The 14,861-nt window shown below is 38.4% G+C and carries 12 protein-coding genes, 4 pseudogenes and 1 other annotated feature; of the genes and pseudogenes, 13 read left to right on the top strand and 3 right to left on the bottom strand.

All coding sequences use genetic code 11. The features are described from left to right. Positions 1 to 177 precede the first annotated feature (177 nt). The 4 genes and pseudogenes from ACFQ19_RS05305 to ACFQ19_RS05290 all read left to right on the top strand — a co-directional run bounded on the left by ACFQ19_RS05305 (position 178) and on the right by ACFQ19_RS05290 (position 4,622). Positions 178 to 804 (top strand): annotated as a pseudogene (locus tag ACFQ19_RS05305) (Rpn family recombination-promoting nuclease/putative transposase). A gap of 138 nt (positions 805 to 942) precedes the next feature. Beyond that, positions 943 to 1,188, top strand: coding sequence for a hypothetical protein (locus ACFQ19_RS05300; protein WP_379591084.1), 246 nt, complete (start codon positions 943 to 945; stop codon positions 1,186 to 1,188). Between the two features lie 165 nt (positions 1,189 to 1,353). Further along, positions 1,354 to 1,622 (top strand) — a binding site (T-box leader). A gap of 64 nt (positions 1,623 to 1,686) precedes the next feature. After that, the gene (locus ACFQ19_RS05295; RefSeq protein ID WP_379591083.1) at positions 1,687 to 3,372 is read left to right on the top strand and encodes a 2-isopropylmalate synthase; all 1,686 of its coding nucleotides are present in this window, start codon (positions 1,687 to 1,689) and stop codon (positions 3,370 to 3,372) included. 290 nt (positions 3,373 to 3,662) lie between these two features. Further along, positions 3,663 to 4,622 carry a 2-hydroxyacid dehydrogenase gene (locus tag ACFQ19_RS05290; RefSeq protein ID WP_379591082.1) on the top strand — a complete coding sequence of 320 codons (960 nt, stop codon included), beginning with the start codon at positions 3,663 to 3,665 and terminating at the stop codon, positions 4,620 to 4,622. 74 nt (positions 4,623 to 4,696) lie between these two features. On the opposite strand, the gene ACFQ19_RS05285 is transcribed toward ACFQ19_RS05290, so the two are convergent. Then, complete coding sequence (locus tag ACFQ19_RS05285) at positions 4,697 to 4,891, bottom strand: GNAT family N-acetyltransferase (protein ID WP_379591189.1); 195 nt, start codon at positions 4,889 to 4,891, stop codon at positions 4,697 to 4,699. 140 nt (positions 4,892 to 5,031) lie between these two features. Between ACFQ19_RS05285 and ACFQ19_RS05280 the strand changes: the two are divergent. The 5 genes and pseudogenes from ACFQ19_RS05280 to ACFQ19_RS05260 all read left to right on the top strand — a co-directional run. After that, positions 5,032 to 5,586, top strand: a pseudogene (locus ACFQ19_RS05280) (bifunctional transcriptional activator/DNA repair enzyme AdaA); the annotation flags it as partial. A gap of 9 nt (positions 5,587 to 5,595) precedes the next feature. After that, on the top strand, positions 5,596 to 6,114 hold the full coding sequence (locus ACFQ19_RS05275; protein WP_379591188.1) for a methylated-DNA--[protein]-cysteine S-methyltransferase: 519 nt from the start codon (positions 5,596 to 5,598) through the stop codon (positions 6,112 to 6,114). A gap of 172 nt (positions 6,115 to 6,286) precedes the next feature. Continuing rightward, a complete protein-coding gene (locus tag ACFQ19_RS05270; RefSeq protein WP_379591081.1) occupies positions 6,287 to 7,096 on the top strand; it encodes a DUF817 domain-containing protein in 810 nt (269 codons plus the stop codon). Beyond that, positions 7,096 to 7,620, top strand: a complete 525-nt coding sequence (locus ACFQ19_RS05265; protein ID WP_379591080.1) for a DUF2975 domain-containing protein — start codon at positions 7,096 to 7,098, stop codon at positions 7,618 to 7,620. Before ACFQ19_RS05270 ends, ACFQ19_RS05265 begins: the two co-directional genes overlap by 1 nt. 9 nt (positions 7,621 to 7,629) lie before the next feature. Then, positions 7,630 to 7,857: a helix-turn-helix domain-containing protein gene (locus ACFQ19_RS05260; RefSeq protein WP_379591079.1), complete on the top strand. Its 228-nt coding sequence runs from the start codon at positions 7,630 to 7,632 to the stop codon at positions 7,855 to 7,857. Positions 7,858 to 8,431: 574 nt separating this feature from the next. Here ACFQ19_RS05260 and ACFQ19_RS05255 read toward each other — a convergent pair. Both ACFQ19_RS05255 and ACFQ19_RS05250 read right to left on the bottom strand, forming a co-directional pair. Next, a pseudogene (locus tag ACFQ19_RS05255) lies at positions 8,432 to 8,569 on the bottom strand (MerR family DNA-binding transcriptional regulator); the annotation flags it as partial. A 261-nt stretch (positions 8,570 to 8,830) separates the two neighbouring features. Then, positions 8,831 to 8,935, bottom strand: a pseudogene (locus tag ACFQ19_RS05250) (transcriptional regulator); the annotation flags it as partial. Between the two features lie 244 nt (positions 8,936 to 9,179). Between ACFQ19_RS05250 and uvrA the strand changes: the two are divergent. From uvrA to ACFQ19_RS05230, 4 genes are all read left to right on the top strand, one after another. Next, positions 9,180 to 11,636 carry an excinuclease ABC subunit UvrA gene (gene uvrA / locus ACFQ19_RS05245; RefSeq protein ID WP_379591078.1) on the top strand — a complete coding sequence of 819 codons (2,457 nt, stop codon included), beginning with the start codon at positions 9,180 to 9,182 and terminating at the stop codon, positions 11,634 to 11,636. Between the two features lie 194 nt (positions 11,637 to 11,830). Continuing rightward, positions 11,831 to 12,550 carry a DUF998 domain-containing protein gene (locus ACFQ19_RS05240; RefSeq protein ID WP_379591077.1) on the top strand — a complete coding sequence of 240 codons (720 nt, stop codon included), beginning with the start codon at positions 11,831 to 11,833 and terminating at the stop codon, positions 12,548 to 12,550. A gap of 116 nt (positions 12,551 to 12,666) precedes the next feature. Further along, positions 12,667 to 13,452, top strand: a complete 786-nt coding sequence (locus ACFQ19_RS05235; RefSeq protein WP_379591076.1) for an ABC transporter ATP-binding protein — start codon at positions 12,667 to 12,669, stop codon at positions 13,450 to 13,452. A 106-nt stretch (positions 13,453 to 13,558) separates the two neighbouring features. Next, a complete protein-coding gene (locus ACFQ19_RS05230) occupies positions 13,559 to 14,674 on the top strand; it encodes a hypothetical protein (RefSeq protein WP_379591075.1) in 1,116 nt (371 codons plus the stop codon). The last annotated feature ends 187 nt before the right edge of the window (positions 14,675 to 14,861 follow it).

Raw genomic sequence — 14,861 nt, 5'->3', positions numbered from 1 at the left:
ACTATACCCCTTGTAGGTATATAGAAAACGTAAAAATACATATTGATTTTGTTGGCAATATTAGCGCTGTTCTAACTTTAAATAAAACGAACTTTTGTTTGGTTTTATTCAAATAATGTGTTATTATATATAGAACGTACATTCGATTAAATTATCAAACTTGATTCGGGAAAGGACTTGATTACCTTGCAGTTTCAAAACCCGCATGACAAAATTTTTAAAGGGACATTTTCTAATGTGGATGTTGCCAAAGATTTCATCACTCATTTTTTACCTCCAGCCGTTCACGAAAACATGGATATGACGTCCATTTAGCCCCAGAAAGACAGTTTTATCAGTCCTGATCTTCAAGATTATTTTTCAGATTTATTGTTCAAGACGAAAATCCATGATCAACCTGCTTATGTATATTTTTTGTTTGAGCACAAAAGCTATCACGATTACTATACTTCTTTGCAGCTGCTGCGCTATATGGTGGAGATATGGGAAACCAAACGGGATAATAAAGCAGAAAATAAACTGCCTGTCATCTTTCCGATTGTTTTATATCATGGTACAACGGATTGGTATGTTGGAGCTTCGTTCAGCAATCTTTTGGAAGGATATCTAGATTTCCCGCAAGAACTGAAGAAATACGTTCCTGATTATACATTCTTTCTTTACGATGTATCCGATTATGAGGATAAAAATGTTCAGTTGAATGTATTCTTGCGCATTATTCTGATGGTGTTTCGGGATATCAGGGAAGATGATGTCCAGGTTCTATTGAATACCATTTATCAATCCATCGATTATTTGCAGTAATTAGAGGACCAACAGACAGCAACGCAATTCCTTGAGACATTGTTTTATTATATTTTCCGTGTCAACCGTTATCTTACAAAGAGACAATATTATGATATAATCAACCATATAGAAAACACTTATCAAGAAGGGAGCGAATTGGCAATGACGTTAGCAGAGATTTTTCGGAATGAAGGGAAAGAAGAAGGAAAAGCAGAAGGAAAAGCAGAAGCAAAAGCAGCTTTTACTGAGACTGCTATTGAATTAATCACTAAGTTTGTAGCTCCAGTTTCAGATGAGATGAAGGATAAATTGCATAAGCAGGAAATAAGTACACTGGAAACGCTTATGAAGCAGATTGATGAATGTAAAACAATAGAAGATGTTAAACAATACTTGAAGTAAAACTAGGCCAGAAATATGGCAATGTCATCGATATATTTTAAAAACATAAAACAAAGTAATATTAAACGGATATTTTCAGTATGAATGGGTAAATCCCAAAATAATTTTAAAATTCCCCCTTCCCATTCTCTGATAAATCTGATAAGATAGTGAAAATATCAAAATAGGAATGCAAGGATAAGGAATAGTACTTGTCTGACTTGTTTGCAGAAAGTTGCTGGCGGATGAAAAGCAATAACAAGGAAGCAGGGAACTCACCTTTTGAGCAGCCTTAGTGAAACCAAGAATAAAAGTGAGTAATTAAGGACGGTACCCCGCCGTTACACGGGAAGGATATAAGGCAGAACTGTCTGTATCTGGATAAGTGCATGATAATATCTCATTATCATGAAACCGGGGTGGTACCGCGTAAGCATAAGTCTTTCGTCTCCTAGCAATCTACATTGCTGGAGAAGGAAGGCTTTTTTTAATTGAATGTAATCTGAGGAGGAATGAAACATGTTTAATCATCAAAAATACGGAAAACAATATTTTATGCCGCCGACAGTTTCTCACGACTGGGTAAAGAAAGAAACGCTGGAGAAGGCGCCGTCATGGTGCAGTGTAGATCTGCGGGACGGGAACCAGGCACTTCCGATTCCGATGAATTTAGAAGAAAAGCTGGCGATGTTTCAGTTATTAGTAGATATCGGTTTTAAAGAAATTGAAGTTGGTTTTCCGGCTGCTTCTGATACCGAGTTTACATTAGTACGGACACTGATTGAGGAGAATATGATTCCGGATGATGTAACGATTATGGTGATTACGCAAGCGAGGGAACATATTATCCGCCGGACCTTTGAAGCCATTGAAGGAGCGCCAAAAGCCATTGTCCATCTGTATAATTCAACGTCAGAAGCACAGCGCCGGCAGGTATTTAAAAAATCTAAAGATGAAATTAAGCAGATTGCGGTGGATGGAGCTGTTTTAGTGCAAGAACTGGCTGAACAGACAGAGGGAAATTTCTATTTTCAATATAGTCCGGAAAGTTTTTCGGGAACAGAGGTCGATTATGCATTAGATATTTGCAACAGTGTACTGGATATTTGGAAGCCGGTATCTGATCATAAAGCGATTATTAATATACCGGCAACCGTGGAAGTTGCGATGCCGCATATTTTCGCCAGTCAAATCGAGTATATTCATAAAAATCTCTCCTATCGCGATGGAGTTATTTTATCTATTCACCCGCATAATGACCGAGGGAGCGGCGTGAGTGATGCAGAATTTGGCGTACTCGCCGGAGCAGAACGCGTGGAAGGTACGTTATTTGGTATCGGTGAGCGAACCGGCAATGTGGATTTGATTACCTTAGCGATGAATATGTATTCGCAAGGGTTTGATCCGGAATTGGATTTCAGTCAAATGAATGCGATTCGTGAAAAGTATGAGAAACTGACCAGAACAGAAGTGCATGAAAGACATCCTTATTCCGGTGATCTTGTTTTTACAGCATTTTCTGGTTCCCATCAGGATGCCATTTCCAAAGGGATGAAATACCGTCAGGAAAATGAGATTGAAGAATGGGATATTCCGTATATTCCGGTAGATCCTGCAGATATCGGCAGGAATTATCAGGCCGATGTTATTCGGGTGAACAGTCAGTCCGGAAAAGGCGGCATTGGCTATATCCTTGAAACAAACTTTGGCGTAAAACTGCCGTATAAAATGAACGAAGCAATGGGCTATGCCACGAAAGAAGTATCGGATCAAACCAGCAGGGAGCTGGCTGCCGAAGAAATTTATCAGGTATTCAGAGATAATTATGTAGACTATCATCCGTATTTTGAACTTGTCGATTATCATTTCAACAAAGGAACAGGTCAGGAAGTGGCATTAACCATTCAAAAAGAGAATGAGCAAATCGAGCTGCAAGGAAAAGGAGCCGGCAGTCTGGATGCTATCAGCAATGCATTAAAAACGCACTTTAATTTGGACTATGCATTAGAAGTTTATGAGCAGCAATCGCTAGGAAAGGACTCTTCTGCAGAAGCTTGTGCACAGATTGGTATTTCCCATCAGGGAGCGATTTATTGGGGAGCAGGCATTCATGAGGATATTACGGCAGCGTCCGTTTATGCTTTAGTAGTAGCAGTGAACAGGCTGGAGGACGCCTTGATAAGTCAAAAAGAAACGGTTAAATGATGAAATAAATCCAGAGAAAATATTCTTGTTAAATAAAGTCTCCTTTTTCAATATCCATTGAGAAAGGGGGCTTTATTAATATCTATAATTTCTTCAAAATGATACAGCAGAAAATCATTTCTTGAGAGGGGATAAGAATTAGTCTTATAATAGAATCATACGTTCTAAGTTGTTATACTCCTTTTCGTCGTATTTGAAACAACTGAAAAGGATATAAAAAATGGTGGCGTAAATTATTTCAAAATGGATACAGTAACAGTTGATAAGGTTAGCAAGGAAGGATGAATGAAATGTTAGTCAAATTGTTAGAACCACTTCATGTCTCGGAATCGCTCATTGAGAAATTAGCAGAACCGATTAAACAGAAAGGACATGAATTTACTTACTATAATGAAAAAACAACGGATAGCCATGAACTGGCAAAACGCAGTAAAGATGCAGACGTTGTAATGATTGCAAATAATCCTTACCCTGCCGAAGTAATTGACCAAAGTGATAATTTAAAATTAATCAATGTTGCTTTTACGGGTGTGGATCATGTAGGGGTAGAAGATGCGAAAAATCAGGATATCCTGGTTTGTAACGCTGCCGGATATGCTAACCAGGCAGTAGCGGAATTGACCATTGGTCTGGTGCTGGATTTATATCGCTATATAACACAGGGAAATCAAGATATCCGTGCGACGAATTATCCCGGCGCTTTTCAGGGTAAAGAAATCAAAGGGAAAACAGTCGGTATCATCGGCACAGGAAAAATCGGTATCGAGGTTGCACGTTTATTTAAAGCATTTGGTGCAAATTTAATTGCTTCCAACCAGGCAAGTGTTAATCCGGAAGCAGTCGAGCTCGGTGTTGAGTATATGGATTTGGATGATGTCATGGCTCAATCGGATATTGTTACGCTGCATGTACCATCCATGCCTAGCACGAAAGGGTTAATTTCGAAAGAAAAACTGAATTTAATGAAAGAATCTGCAGTTATCATTAACTGTGCACGGGGGCCAATTGTTGATAATGATGCCCTGGCCGAAGCGCTGAACAATGAAAAAATTGCTGGAGCCGGTATCGATGTATTTGATATGGAACCGCCTATTCCAAGCGATTACAAGCTATTGCATGCGAAAAATACGGTTTTAACCCCACATGTTGGCTTTTTAACAGATGAAGCGATGGAATTACGTGCTAAAGTAGCATTTGAGAACACGTTGGCATTTTTAGACGGGAAACCTCAAAATGTGATGAATCGATAATGTAAAAAAATTGTAATAACAAATAGCTGCCGGTAAATTAAAAACGGCAGCTATTGGTTTAGAAAAGAATCTTATCAGTTCATTTCTTCAATTCTATACCAATACTTGTAAATTTCTGAAAAACCTATTTTGGAATAAAGTCTTAATGCGGGTTCATTATTCATCAGAACAGCCAAGTAACTGTATTTAGCTCCTTTATCTTTTCCCCATTTTAATAAATGCAATATCAGCTGTTCGGCGAGTCCTTGATTCCTGTATTGACTAGTTATATACCTTTTTTATTTCCAAAGAAAATCAGGTAAAAACAAGTTGTAAGAGGAAAATAAAAACTTTCATATCTTGCTTTTTCATCCGTTCTCTCTTTATTTCTTATTGGTCAGGTGTACAATAAAAATAGAGGTGGTAGCTAATGTCTACAAAAATAACTGCAGAGCAGCGAAGGGCAATTATAGAAAATGATAAAGCATATGACGGGCAGTTCTTTTATGCTGTGAAAACAACAAAAATCTTTTGCCGCCCTTCTTGCAAATCAAGAGTACCTAACTTTGATAATGTTACGATTTTCAAAGAAGCGGAAGACGCTTTACAAGCTGGCTATAGACCTTGTAAAAGATGTAAGTCTGGAGGAACTAACTTGCCGGATGAAGAATGGGTTCTGCAGGCGGAAGTATATATGAAGGAAAATTATGCCAGATCCTTAACATTAAGTGAGCTTGCAGAAGCCGTTCATGGCAGCCCATATTACCTGCATCATGTGTTTAAGAGATTAAAAGGAATAACACCTTTGGCTTATTTACAGCAAATTCGGATGGAGAAAGCAACAAACTATTTAATAGAAACAGCTTTATCAGTAAAAGCAATAGCGCCTTTTGTGGGAATTTCAAACGCGTCCCGCTTCACCACCCTATTTAAAGAAAAGAATCACTTAACACCACGTCAATTTAGAATAAAATATAGAGAGAAGGTGCCTGCAATGAAGAATAAACAAATGGACACGATGTATTATGGAAAATTAGAACATAACGGCTGGTCGTTCTATCTTGCAGCCACAGATAATGGACTGTGTTATGTCGGTTCTCAAAATAAAGCATTTGATGAAGTCGAGAATTGGGCAGCTAAAAAAAGACAAGGTGCCATGCTTATTCATGATGAGGAGAAAGTCAGCCTGTATAAAGAACAGTTGATTTCCTATCTGGATGGAACAAGAACACAATTTGATGTTCCAATCGATTTAAAAGGAACGACATTTCAAGAAATGGTTTGGAAAGAGCTGCAAAACATACCTTATGGTGAAACTGTTTCTTATATGGATATAGCGGAAAAAATAGAAAAGCCCAAAGCTGTCAGAGCTGTTGGTGCAGCAATCGGCGCCAATCCTGTAATGATACTTGTTCCATGCCATCGCGTAGTAGCCAAGGATGGTAAGCTGACAGGATTTCGTGGCGGCATTTCTATGAAAGAAGGGTTGTTAGCACTAGAGAGTAAGAAATAGATTCATTTGAAATATAAAACGAGAAAAGATGAAGGCTGAATCAAAGTGGTTTAGCCTTATTTTTTGGTTAACTATATTTTTATCCATTTTTAATAATTATTTATTGATTCTCGATAAATATCTATCTATAATCAATATTAGTGTTACGAAATTAAAAATGGAGATTGAAAAAATGAGAGCAATCAAACAACTTATACGATTTGGCTATCAACAAGCGCTATCCTGTATTTTTCCGGTCATTATTTTTGCGTCTTTAGCAATTACAAAATTTATTGAACTTCCTTTCTTATCAAGATATGATTGGTTATTAGTCATCTGTCTATTGACACAGGTTTTTATGATCGCATCTGGATTGGAAACAAAAAAAGAGCTGGTAGTTATCACATTGTTTCATATCATCGGGTTGAATCTGGAAATCTTTAAGGTGAATATGGGATCCTGGGTGTATCCGGAAGAAGCATACACGAAAGTTTTTGGAGTTCCGTTATACAGCGGGTTTATGTACGCCAGTGTTGCCAGCTACTTGTGCCAGGCATGGAGAAGACTGGATGTACGGCTGGTAAAATGGCCATCTATTCTTTTAGCAGGTCCGCTTGCAGCAGCGATTTACCTGAACTTCTTTACCCATCATTATTGGCTGGATATCCGGTGGTGGCTATCTGCATTCGTCGTTATCGTTTTCTTTCGAGCATGGGTGGATTATAAAGTTGGCAATAAACGTTATCGTATGCCAATTATCATTTCTTTTTTCTTGATTGGTTTCTTTATTTGGATCGCTGAAAATATAGCAACTTTCTTCCAGGCCTGGGAATATCCTAACCAGGCGGAAATGTGGAGTATGGTCCATCTGGGAAAAGTAAGCTCCTGGCTGTTATTAGTCATTGTCAGTTTTTTAATTGTGGCGATGTTAAAACAATCTCAAGCGAAAATTGAAGGATTACTGGATAGAAGTAATCAAGACATTGCCAGAAGTAAAAGTTAATGAAACATGAATTATGGAATTTTATCAATGAGGTGACAGTTATGCCAAAAAGTTCAACAGTATTTTTAAAAACAGTCATTTATTTAATGGGGCTCCTTATATTTGCATTGTGTATCTTCCTGATCCCGCAAATCATAACCAACATTTCGGACGGACCGTCTATGGTAAAATGGGTAATCTACCCAATAATCATCGGATTTCTTTTAACAACGATTCCTTATTATATGGCGCTTTTTCAGGCTTTGAAACTATTACAGTTAATTGATAAGAACGATGCCTTTTCAGAATCCGCCGTTTTTACATTAAAAAAGATAAAGCAATGTGCCTTAATTATTACGGGAATTTATATTGTTATGATGCCATTTATCTATATTTTCGCAGAGAAAGATGATGCTCCAGGGGCTATCATTATTGGCTTTGTTCCGATGTTCGCGTCCTTTGTGATTGCTGTATTTGCATCTGTATTGCAAAAAATATTAAAGAATGCACTCGATATTAAAACAGAAAATGATCTAACGGTGTGAGGTGAGATAATGGCAATTATGATTCATATTGATGTCATGTTGGCAAAACGCAAAATGAGTGTGACAGAACTGACAGAGCAGGTCGGTATAACAATGGCGAATCTCTCTATTTTAAAAAATGGAAGAGCGAAGGCCATCCGCTTTTCGACGTTGGAAAAGATTTGTGAGGCTTTGGAATGTCAGCCTGGTGATATTTTAGAATATGTTCCGGATGATACAGAAGGCGAAAATACATGAACAAACTTTCTTTGTATATAATAATTATGGCTATTCTATCTGTTATAGCGCTGCTTAATTTCTTATTTGTATATCCGTTTCTGTTGATACAGTATACAATTTATATCTTAATCATAGCAGGTTTCTTTTTTAATATGCTGTTCAGTTTGTTTGCAGTCAGAAAAAGGTATCCGTTCATTATTGTTGCTAATGCTCTGATTCTTTTATTGCTTTGCTTATTTGTAATTTTTATTTATTTTATGGGAGAAGGCGGCTATCCACCGGCTATTGATCTTTTCAATAATGAAATAAATGTATAATAAGTCCTTTTATCTTGAGGTTATCCTGTTTTCTGCTATTGTGTATAGAAATTTCGGGATAACCTTTTTTACTGCTTATCCTGTTCCTTTAACAAATCAATCAACTTATACAGATAAAACGCTCCTCTTAATTGCTGTTCAATTTGATAATCCATATAATCAAGTGCATCAATCACCATATTTCTGGCATCTGTTAGACTGTGATGTTGTATTTTATCCAATATATCGCGGACAGTATCCAAAAAGTAAACAGAGGACTGTACGGTTTTAATAATCAGTAATTTCCTCATATCTTCACGCGTATATAGACGGTAGCCATTTTCCGGATTTCTTTCGGGGGTGATTAACCCTTCTTTTTCCCAATGCCTGAGGGTAGTTGCGGCAACATGCAATTCATCTTCTGCTTCTCCAATCGTATAATGTTTCTTTCGTTGCTTTTTCATAAAATCTTGTATATTGTCAGGGTTTAAGGCTGCTACAGCTTCCATGGCCTGTTTTTTTCTTTCATGTAAAGCAGCTTGTACTTCATTCACGTCCCATAACGCTTCAATATATTTATTTTCCTGCAGCAGGGGCATCACTCTGCGGACAGTACCCATGCCAAAACCTGGGTACATGGCACGAATACATTGAAAATAGGCTTCATGAACCTCGGTATACACACGGTATCCATTTGCTTTCCGGATGGCTTTTGGTACAATCCCCCACTCCTCATAGTGTCTCAGTGCACTTGTTCCTACATCTAGTTTTTTAGCAATATCAATTGGTCTCAGCTCCATAATTACCTCCGAAGATTCTATTAAAACCTTATAGACCCATGACGGGTTTTTGTTGATAAACACTATTATAGCTTATCATTTTCTGTAAAACATTGCACTTGCACAAATGTTATATGATGGTAATAGATGTTTTCAAGAAAGGAGTTCAAGATGCAATTCTTTCATATGTCACCATGAAAAAACGTTGTATTTGCAATCAAGCATATATGGATAAAACCAGAAGTTACGGAGGAGGAATATCGATATGCAAAATAGGATGATAGTAAAAGGAGCCCGGGAAAATAATCTAAAGGATTTATCTGTATCTATCCCTAAAAATAACCTAATCGTAGTGACAGGTCCTTCTGGATCTGGAAAAAGCACGTTGGCTCTGGATACTTTATTCAATGAATGCCAGCGCCAATATTTAGAATCAATGGGAATGCAGGGGATCAATAAGCCAAAAGTAGATAGTATCAGCGGCTTATCACCTGCAATTAGTATTAATCAGCATATTACCAACCGGAACCCGCGCTCGACAGTCGGGACGATGACAGATATGTACACCAGCCTGCGAATGGTATTTGAAAAGCTCGGAGAAAGAGCTTGTCCCAAGTGTCAGCATCGAATGGATCCCATAACGTATGAAGGAGAAGTAGAGAGAGAAGCGGACAGCTTCACAGAATATATTTTTTGTCCGAATTGCAATGAGCGAATGGAAAAATTGACGCGTACCCATTTTTCTTATAATACAACAGAAGGAGCTTGCCCGACGTGTAAAGGCTTGGGAAAGACGGTAGCTATTCATTTGCCGTCGGTTTTTCATGAGGAGCTTTCTTTAGAGGACGGTGTTGTGGATATTTTTGCCGGGCGTTATGGAGAATATCAAATTGCTGTTTTGAAAGCAGCTTTTCGCTATTATCAGCTGCCGGATACAGATAATGTGCCTATCAAGCATTTTAATGAAGGACAAAAGGCTATTCTTCACCATGGTGTAGAAAGCAATGAGGTGAAGCTGCTTTTTCCAAACGTTAAGCCTCCCAAAACAGTAGAGAAAGGGAAATTCCCCGGCGTATTAACCTCTATGTGGCGCCGTTATGCAGAGCATGATGGTTCTTCAGTCGAAGCAGATGCTTATTTTTATTCACAAACCTGCCCAGACTGTCATGGAGAACGTTTAAATGAAGTTAGCAGAGCGGTTACGGTAGAAGGATGGACGATACCCCAATTAGTTGTTCATTCTTTAGAAGCGATGGCTGCATGGGCGAATGAGCTGGAGGATTCGCTAAATCAAAATAGTTATCAGCTTGTTGAAACATTTATGGAAGATTTGAAAACAAAACTTTCTCGTATTATCAAAATAGGATTAGGTTATTTGACGCTGGATAGACAAGTTATTACGTTATCCGGCGGAGAGGCACAGCGGATCCGATTGTCTGCACTGCTCGATTCCGCACTCACTGGTGTATTATATATTATGGACGAGCCGACAGTTGGTTTGCATCCTAAAGATACTGCAGGTCTCATCAGTGTTTTAAAGCGTCTGCGTGATTTAGGAAATACCGTCTTATTAATTGAGCATGATGTTGATGTGATGAAGGAAGCAGATCACATTATTGATATTGGTCCGGGAGCAGGAAATCTAGGAGGAACCGTTGTCGGCCAAGGAACCTTACAAGAATTAATTGATGAAGAAATATCTGTTACAGGGCAATATTTGCGTGCTGAAAAACCGGAAAAAATAAATTATCGAACGGGGAAAAAAGAAGGTATAACGATACATCATGCTACTGCTAATAATCTGCAGGATGTGACAGTGACTTTTCCTGCAGGCTGCTTAACGGCAGTAACAGGCGTTTCCGGTTCAGGAAAATCCTCTCTCTTATTTGACGTGCTGACAAAAGCAGATGAGACAATCCATGAAGGATTTGAAAAAGTGACCGGTGTGGAAGCTTATGATCAGATGATTATTGTCGGCCAGTCGCCGCTCAGCAGAATGAAACGGTCAAACACAGCGACTTATATTGATTTATTTACCCCTATTCGTTCGTTGTTTGCTAAATTGTCTGAAGCAAAAGAAAAGAACTTCTCCTCAAAGCATTTCTCTTTTAATACCGCGGGAGGGCGTTGTGAAAACTGTCAAGGGCTCGGGTTTGTAACAACGAACATGCTCTTTTTCCCTGATTTAGAAGTAGTATGCCCAGAGTGTAAGGGGAGAAGATTTAAAAAAGAAGTGTTAGAAGTGAAGTATCAGGGCTACTCTATCAATGATATTCTTGAGTGTTCTGTGCATGAATGCCTTTCTATATTTGAAGGGGACAAGAAGATACAAGCGATATTAAAACTCCTGACAGAAATCGGTTTGGGCTATTTGAAAATGGGACAATCCTTAACTACTTTATCAGGAGGAGAAGGACAACGGCTAAAGCTTGTCAAAGAGTTAATGAAGCAGGGGAAAAAGACTTCTCTTTATTTATTGGATGAGCCAACCACTGGATTGCATCCGAATGATACGATTCAGCTGCTTAAACTGTTAAATCGACTGGTTGATGCAGGCAATACAGTGATCATGGTGGAGCATAACAGTCAGGTTATTGAAGCGGCAGACTGGGTGGTTGATTTAGGTCCTGAAGGCGGCGCAAAAGGAGGGAAAGTGATTGCAGAGGGAACGCCGGAGATGATAAAAGAAAACAAGGATTCATTTACCGGGCAGTATTTGTAGATGAAACTTCATTGAAGTTCAGGTTGTTTTAAAAGGTTATCCGACTAAAAGAAGGATAACCTTTTAAAATTTCTCCATCATAAATAGAATGAATCTTTATCAATAGAATAACGTAAGTAGTAAAAAGAGCGTTGCTTTTCATATAAGTTGTCATATAGATGATACAATCTATCAATAAAAGGCGGTGCGAAAAAATGAGTTATGAATTTCATGCTGTAGCAATGGTTATCGTTGCATGTATAGCTTTCCTGTCCATGTTTTTATTGCGTAAATCGAATAGACACTCTATTCGAATTGGTTTAATCAGTTGGATTGCCTTAAGCGCCTACTTTTTTATAGAAGCAATGGTTATCCGAGCTGCTACAGCACCTTACAGTTTTCTAGACCAACCGATGAGTGACCTGGGAGTAACTAGTTGTGGAACGGACACCTATGTACTTGCAACCTATGCTATTTGTTCCCCTTCACACTGGCTGATGAACTGGACGTTTTTCTTAACGGGTATGTCTATCTTGATTGGTGCTGTTTTCCTTTATCCATTTTGGCCTAAAACCCATTCTGCAACATTAGCAAGTGTTTTTACTGGTATTTTTGGAGCGAGTTATAGCATCTCCGGCATTGTGCCTGCAGATATTCATTTTAATTGGCACACGTTAACGGCACTTCCAGGAATGGTTGTACAGGTGCCGGCAATGATTTTAATTAGTATCGCTATCTACCAAAAGATGCCCCGTCTATTTTGGTGGACGATTATTTGTATGGCAGTCTCAACAGGAGCCCTATTAAGTCTATTCTTACAGCCAGTATTTACGGATCTGCCAGGCGGGTTACTTCAGCGTATACTATATGCTTCGGTATATATATGGTTAACAGGAATTGCCGTTGGCTTTTGGAGAAAACGTTATCCATATTGAATTCACAGTTTTAAGATGCTATGATTTTTATATTCTGATAATTAAAAAGAAACCATTCATGTAGCATTATAAATTACAGATATTTCAATTATATAGAGGTGTAGAGGTGAACAATAATGGATAATATTGTATATTTTGATCAAATAACATGGAGGAGAAATAATCAAGAAATATTAAAGGACATCCATTGGCAAATCAAAGAAGGGGAGCATTGGGCCATTTTAGGTTTAAATGGTTCTGGCAAAACATCGCTTTTAAATATTATTACGGGCTATAATTATCCTACATCCGGGAAAATGACTGTCTTAGACCAGCTTTTTGGGAGAACAGATTTATCTGAATTACGAAAATCAATCGGTTATGTCAGCAGTGCTCTGGACCGCTTTCAGGAAACAATCCAGATGGAACCGGTTGAAAATGTTGTTGTCAGTGGAAAATTTGCTTCTTTTGGTATTTATGAAGAGGTAGCAGAGGAGGATTGGCTGCAGGCTGATAAGATTCTTACAGACCTTCGTTTATCCTATTTAAAAGGTAAAAAATTTCAGGTACTGTCTCAAGGAGAAAGAAGACGAGTGCTTATCGGCCGTGCGTTAATGAGCAGACCAGAGATCTTAATTTTAGATGAACCTTGCTCTGGTTTAGATATTTTATCACGTGAAGAAGTGTTGGAATTAATGGATGATTTAAAAGAGAATACGCATCTGCTGTATGTCACCCACCATATTGAAGAAATTACGGAAGCCATTTCGCATGTTGCTTTAGTGCGTGATGGCAAACTCGTTGCAGCAGGGGAAAAGCGCGATGTTTTAACAGAGGATTTGTTAAGTGAAACATTTAAAATTCCTGTACATGTACATTGGGAAGGAGACAGGCCTTGGTTGACGATTGAAAAACGAAAGTAGTTCCATAGACGCATGCTTAAAAATATACAATCCTCTATGAATAGTCATTTCTAATTTTAAGGAAAAAGTGTATGATAAAGAAGAAATTAGAAATGGAGGAAATAAGATGAAAAGTAAATTTTTTAGGCTGATGGTCATGGCTGCGGCTTTCGTATTGTTGCTGGCAGCTTGCAGTAATGATGAGGAAGAAGCGCAAGAGCCGGCATCAGAACCGGATGAACAGACAGAAGAAATTCCGGAATTAGAGGAAAAAGAAGCGGAAGAAGTATTACAAACCTATGAAGAAACCTATCAAAATGTCATGGAAAATGCAGAGGAAGACGGAGAAATAACCGAATTTGATTCTCTGGAAGGTCTTCATCAAGAATTCCTGACAATAATGTCTGAGGAATTAGCAGAAAGCACCGTAGATACTTATTTTGAAGAGAATGAAGAAGGATTCATCTACATAACTGATTCACAAGAGCCTGTCTGGTTCGATGAAGAAGCGTCGTATGAATTTGAAAAACTGGAAGAAGGTTTATATGAAGTAGAACAAGAACAAACGGGTAATCAGCTTCTTGTTGCATACTCTATTTTCTGGGATGAAACGAAATGGGTTGTTTCCGATGTCGAAACGGAAGAAATACCAGCTGAGGAAAGTAATGCTTCCAATCATGAAGCAGAAGCGGATACGGATACGGACCAATCTGGACAGGAAAATAGTACAGATCATGAAGCAGCAGATGAAGAAACAAATGAACCAACAAATGATGAAACCGCAGGCGAAACAGCGGAAGAAGCAGATGAAGAGCCTTCATCTGAAAATGATGCAAATGGTACAGAGGACACAGAAGAAAATCAGGCCAGTCCGGACAGCGAGGCAAATGATAATGCCGACCGTGATGAAACAGAGTCTGATGATACAGAGACAGAAACTTCCGATAATGCTGTCGGGGATACAGACACCTCCGAAGACAATCAACATTCAAATCCTGTAGAGGAAGAAGAGAACGGAGAAGAACCAGCTGGAGAAATAGATGAATCAGCTGCTGAAACAATTGTTGAAGAATACTTGGATATGGACAATGATGATTTGTATTATGCCGCTGATCATCAAGATGAAAATGGAAACTTCGTCGTTCAAGTATATTCCATTGTTGGACAAGGAGATGCTGCACAGACTTCTACGTATGGCTGGTTTATAGTTCATGCGGATACAGGAGAAGTAGAACCAATGTAAAAAAGGATAGTAAGTAATTGGCGGGATATCCTTCATAAAAGGGTGTTTCGCCTTTTTTTAAAAGATAAGAAAGTATATAAATTTAAATCTACCACAGTGTGAAACACTGTGGTAGATTTAATGTATGGAGACGAACATTCTAAAACGCATCTTATTTGATGAACAGGGACATTGGGAGAGCTTTAAA

Source organism: Oceanobacillus locisalsi, from assembly GCF_042675985.1.
In the GTDB taxonomy this organism is placed as follows: Bacteria; Bacillota; Bacilli; order Bacillales; family Amphibacillaceae; genus Oceanobacillus; species Oceanobacillus locisalsi.
Note: the sequence above shows the minus strand (reverse complement) of the source record. Positions and strands in the feature narration are given on the sequence as shown.

What these genes read in the sequence shown, in the direction of transcription:
- ACFQ19_RS05295 (WP_379591083.1), top strand. Translation starts at nt 1,687, where the DNA reads ATGTTTAATCATCAAAAATACGGAAAACAATATTTTATGCCGCCGACA.
- ACFQ19_RS05290 (WP_379591082.1), top strand. Translation starts at nt 3,663, where the DNA reads ATGTTAGTCAAATTGTTAGAACCACTTCATGTCTCGGAATCGCTCATT.
- ACFQ19_RS05275 (WP_379591188.1), top strand. Translation starts at nt 5,596, where the DNA reads ATGAAGAATAAACAAATGGACACGATGTATTATGGAAAATTAGAACAT.
- ACFQ19_RS05270 (WP_379591081.1), top strand. Translation starts at nt 6,287, where the DNA reads ATGAGAGCAATCAAACAACTTATACGATTTGGCTATCAACAAGCGCTA.
- ACFQ19_RS05265 (WP_379591080.1), top strand. Translation starts at nt 7,096, where the DNA reads ATGAAACATGAATTATGGAATTTTATCAATGAGGTGACAGTTATGCCA.
- ACFQ19_RS05260 (WP_379591079.1), top strand. Translation starts at nt 7,630, where the DNA reads ATGGCAATTATGATTCATATTGATGTCATGTTGGCAAAACGCAAAATG.
- uvrA (WP_379591078.1), top strand. Translation starts at nt 9,180, where the DNA reads ATGCAAAATAGGATGATAGTAAAAGGAGCCCGGGAAAATAATCTAAAG.
- ACFQ19_RS05240 (WP_379591077.1), top strand. Translation starts at nt 11,831, where the DNA reads ATGAGTTATGAATTTCATGCTGTAGCAATGGTTATCGTTGCATGTATA.
- ACFQ19_RS05235 (WP_379591076.1), top strand. Translation starts at nt 12,667, where the DNA reads ATGGATAATATTGTATATTTTGATCAAATAACATGGAGGAGAAATAAT.
- ACFQ19_RS05230 (WP_379591075.1), top strand. Translation starts at nt 13,559, where the DNA reads ATGAAAAGTAAATTTTTTAGGCTGATGGTCATGGCTGCGGCTTTCGTA.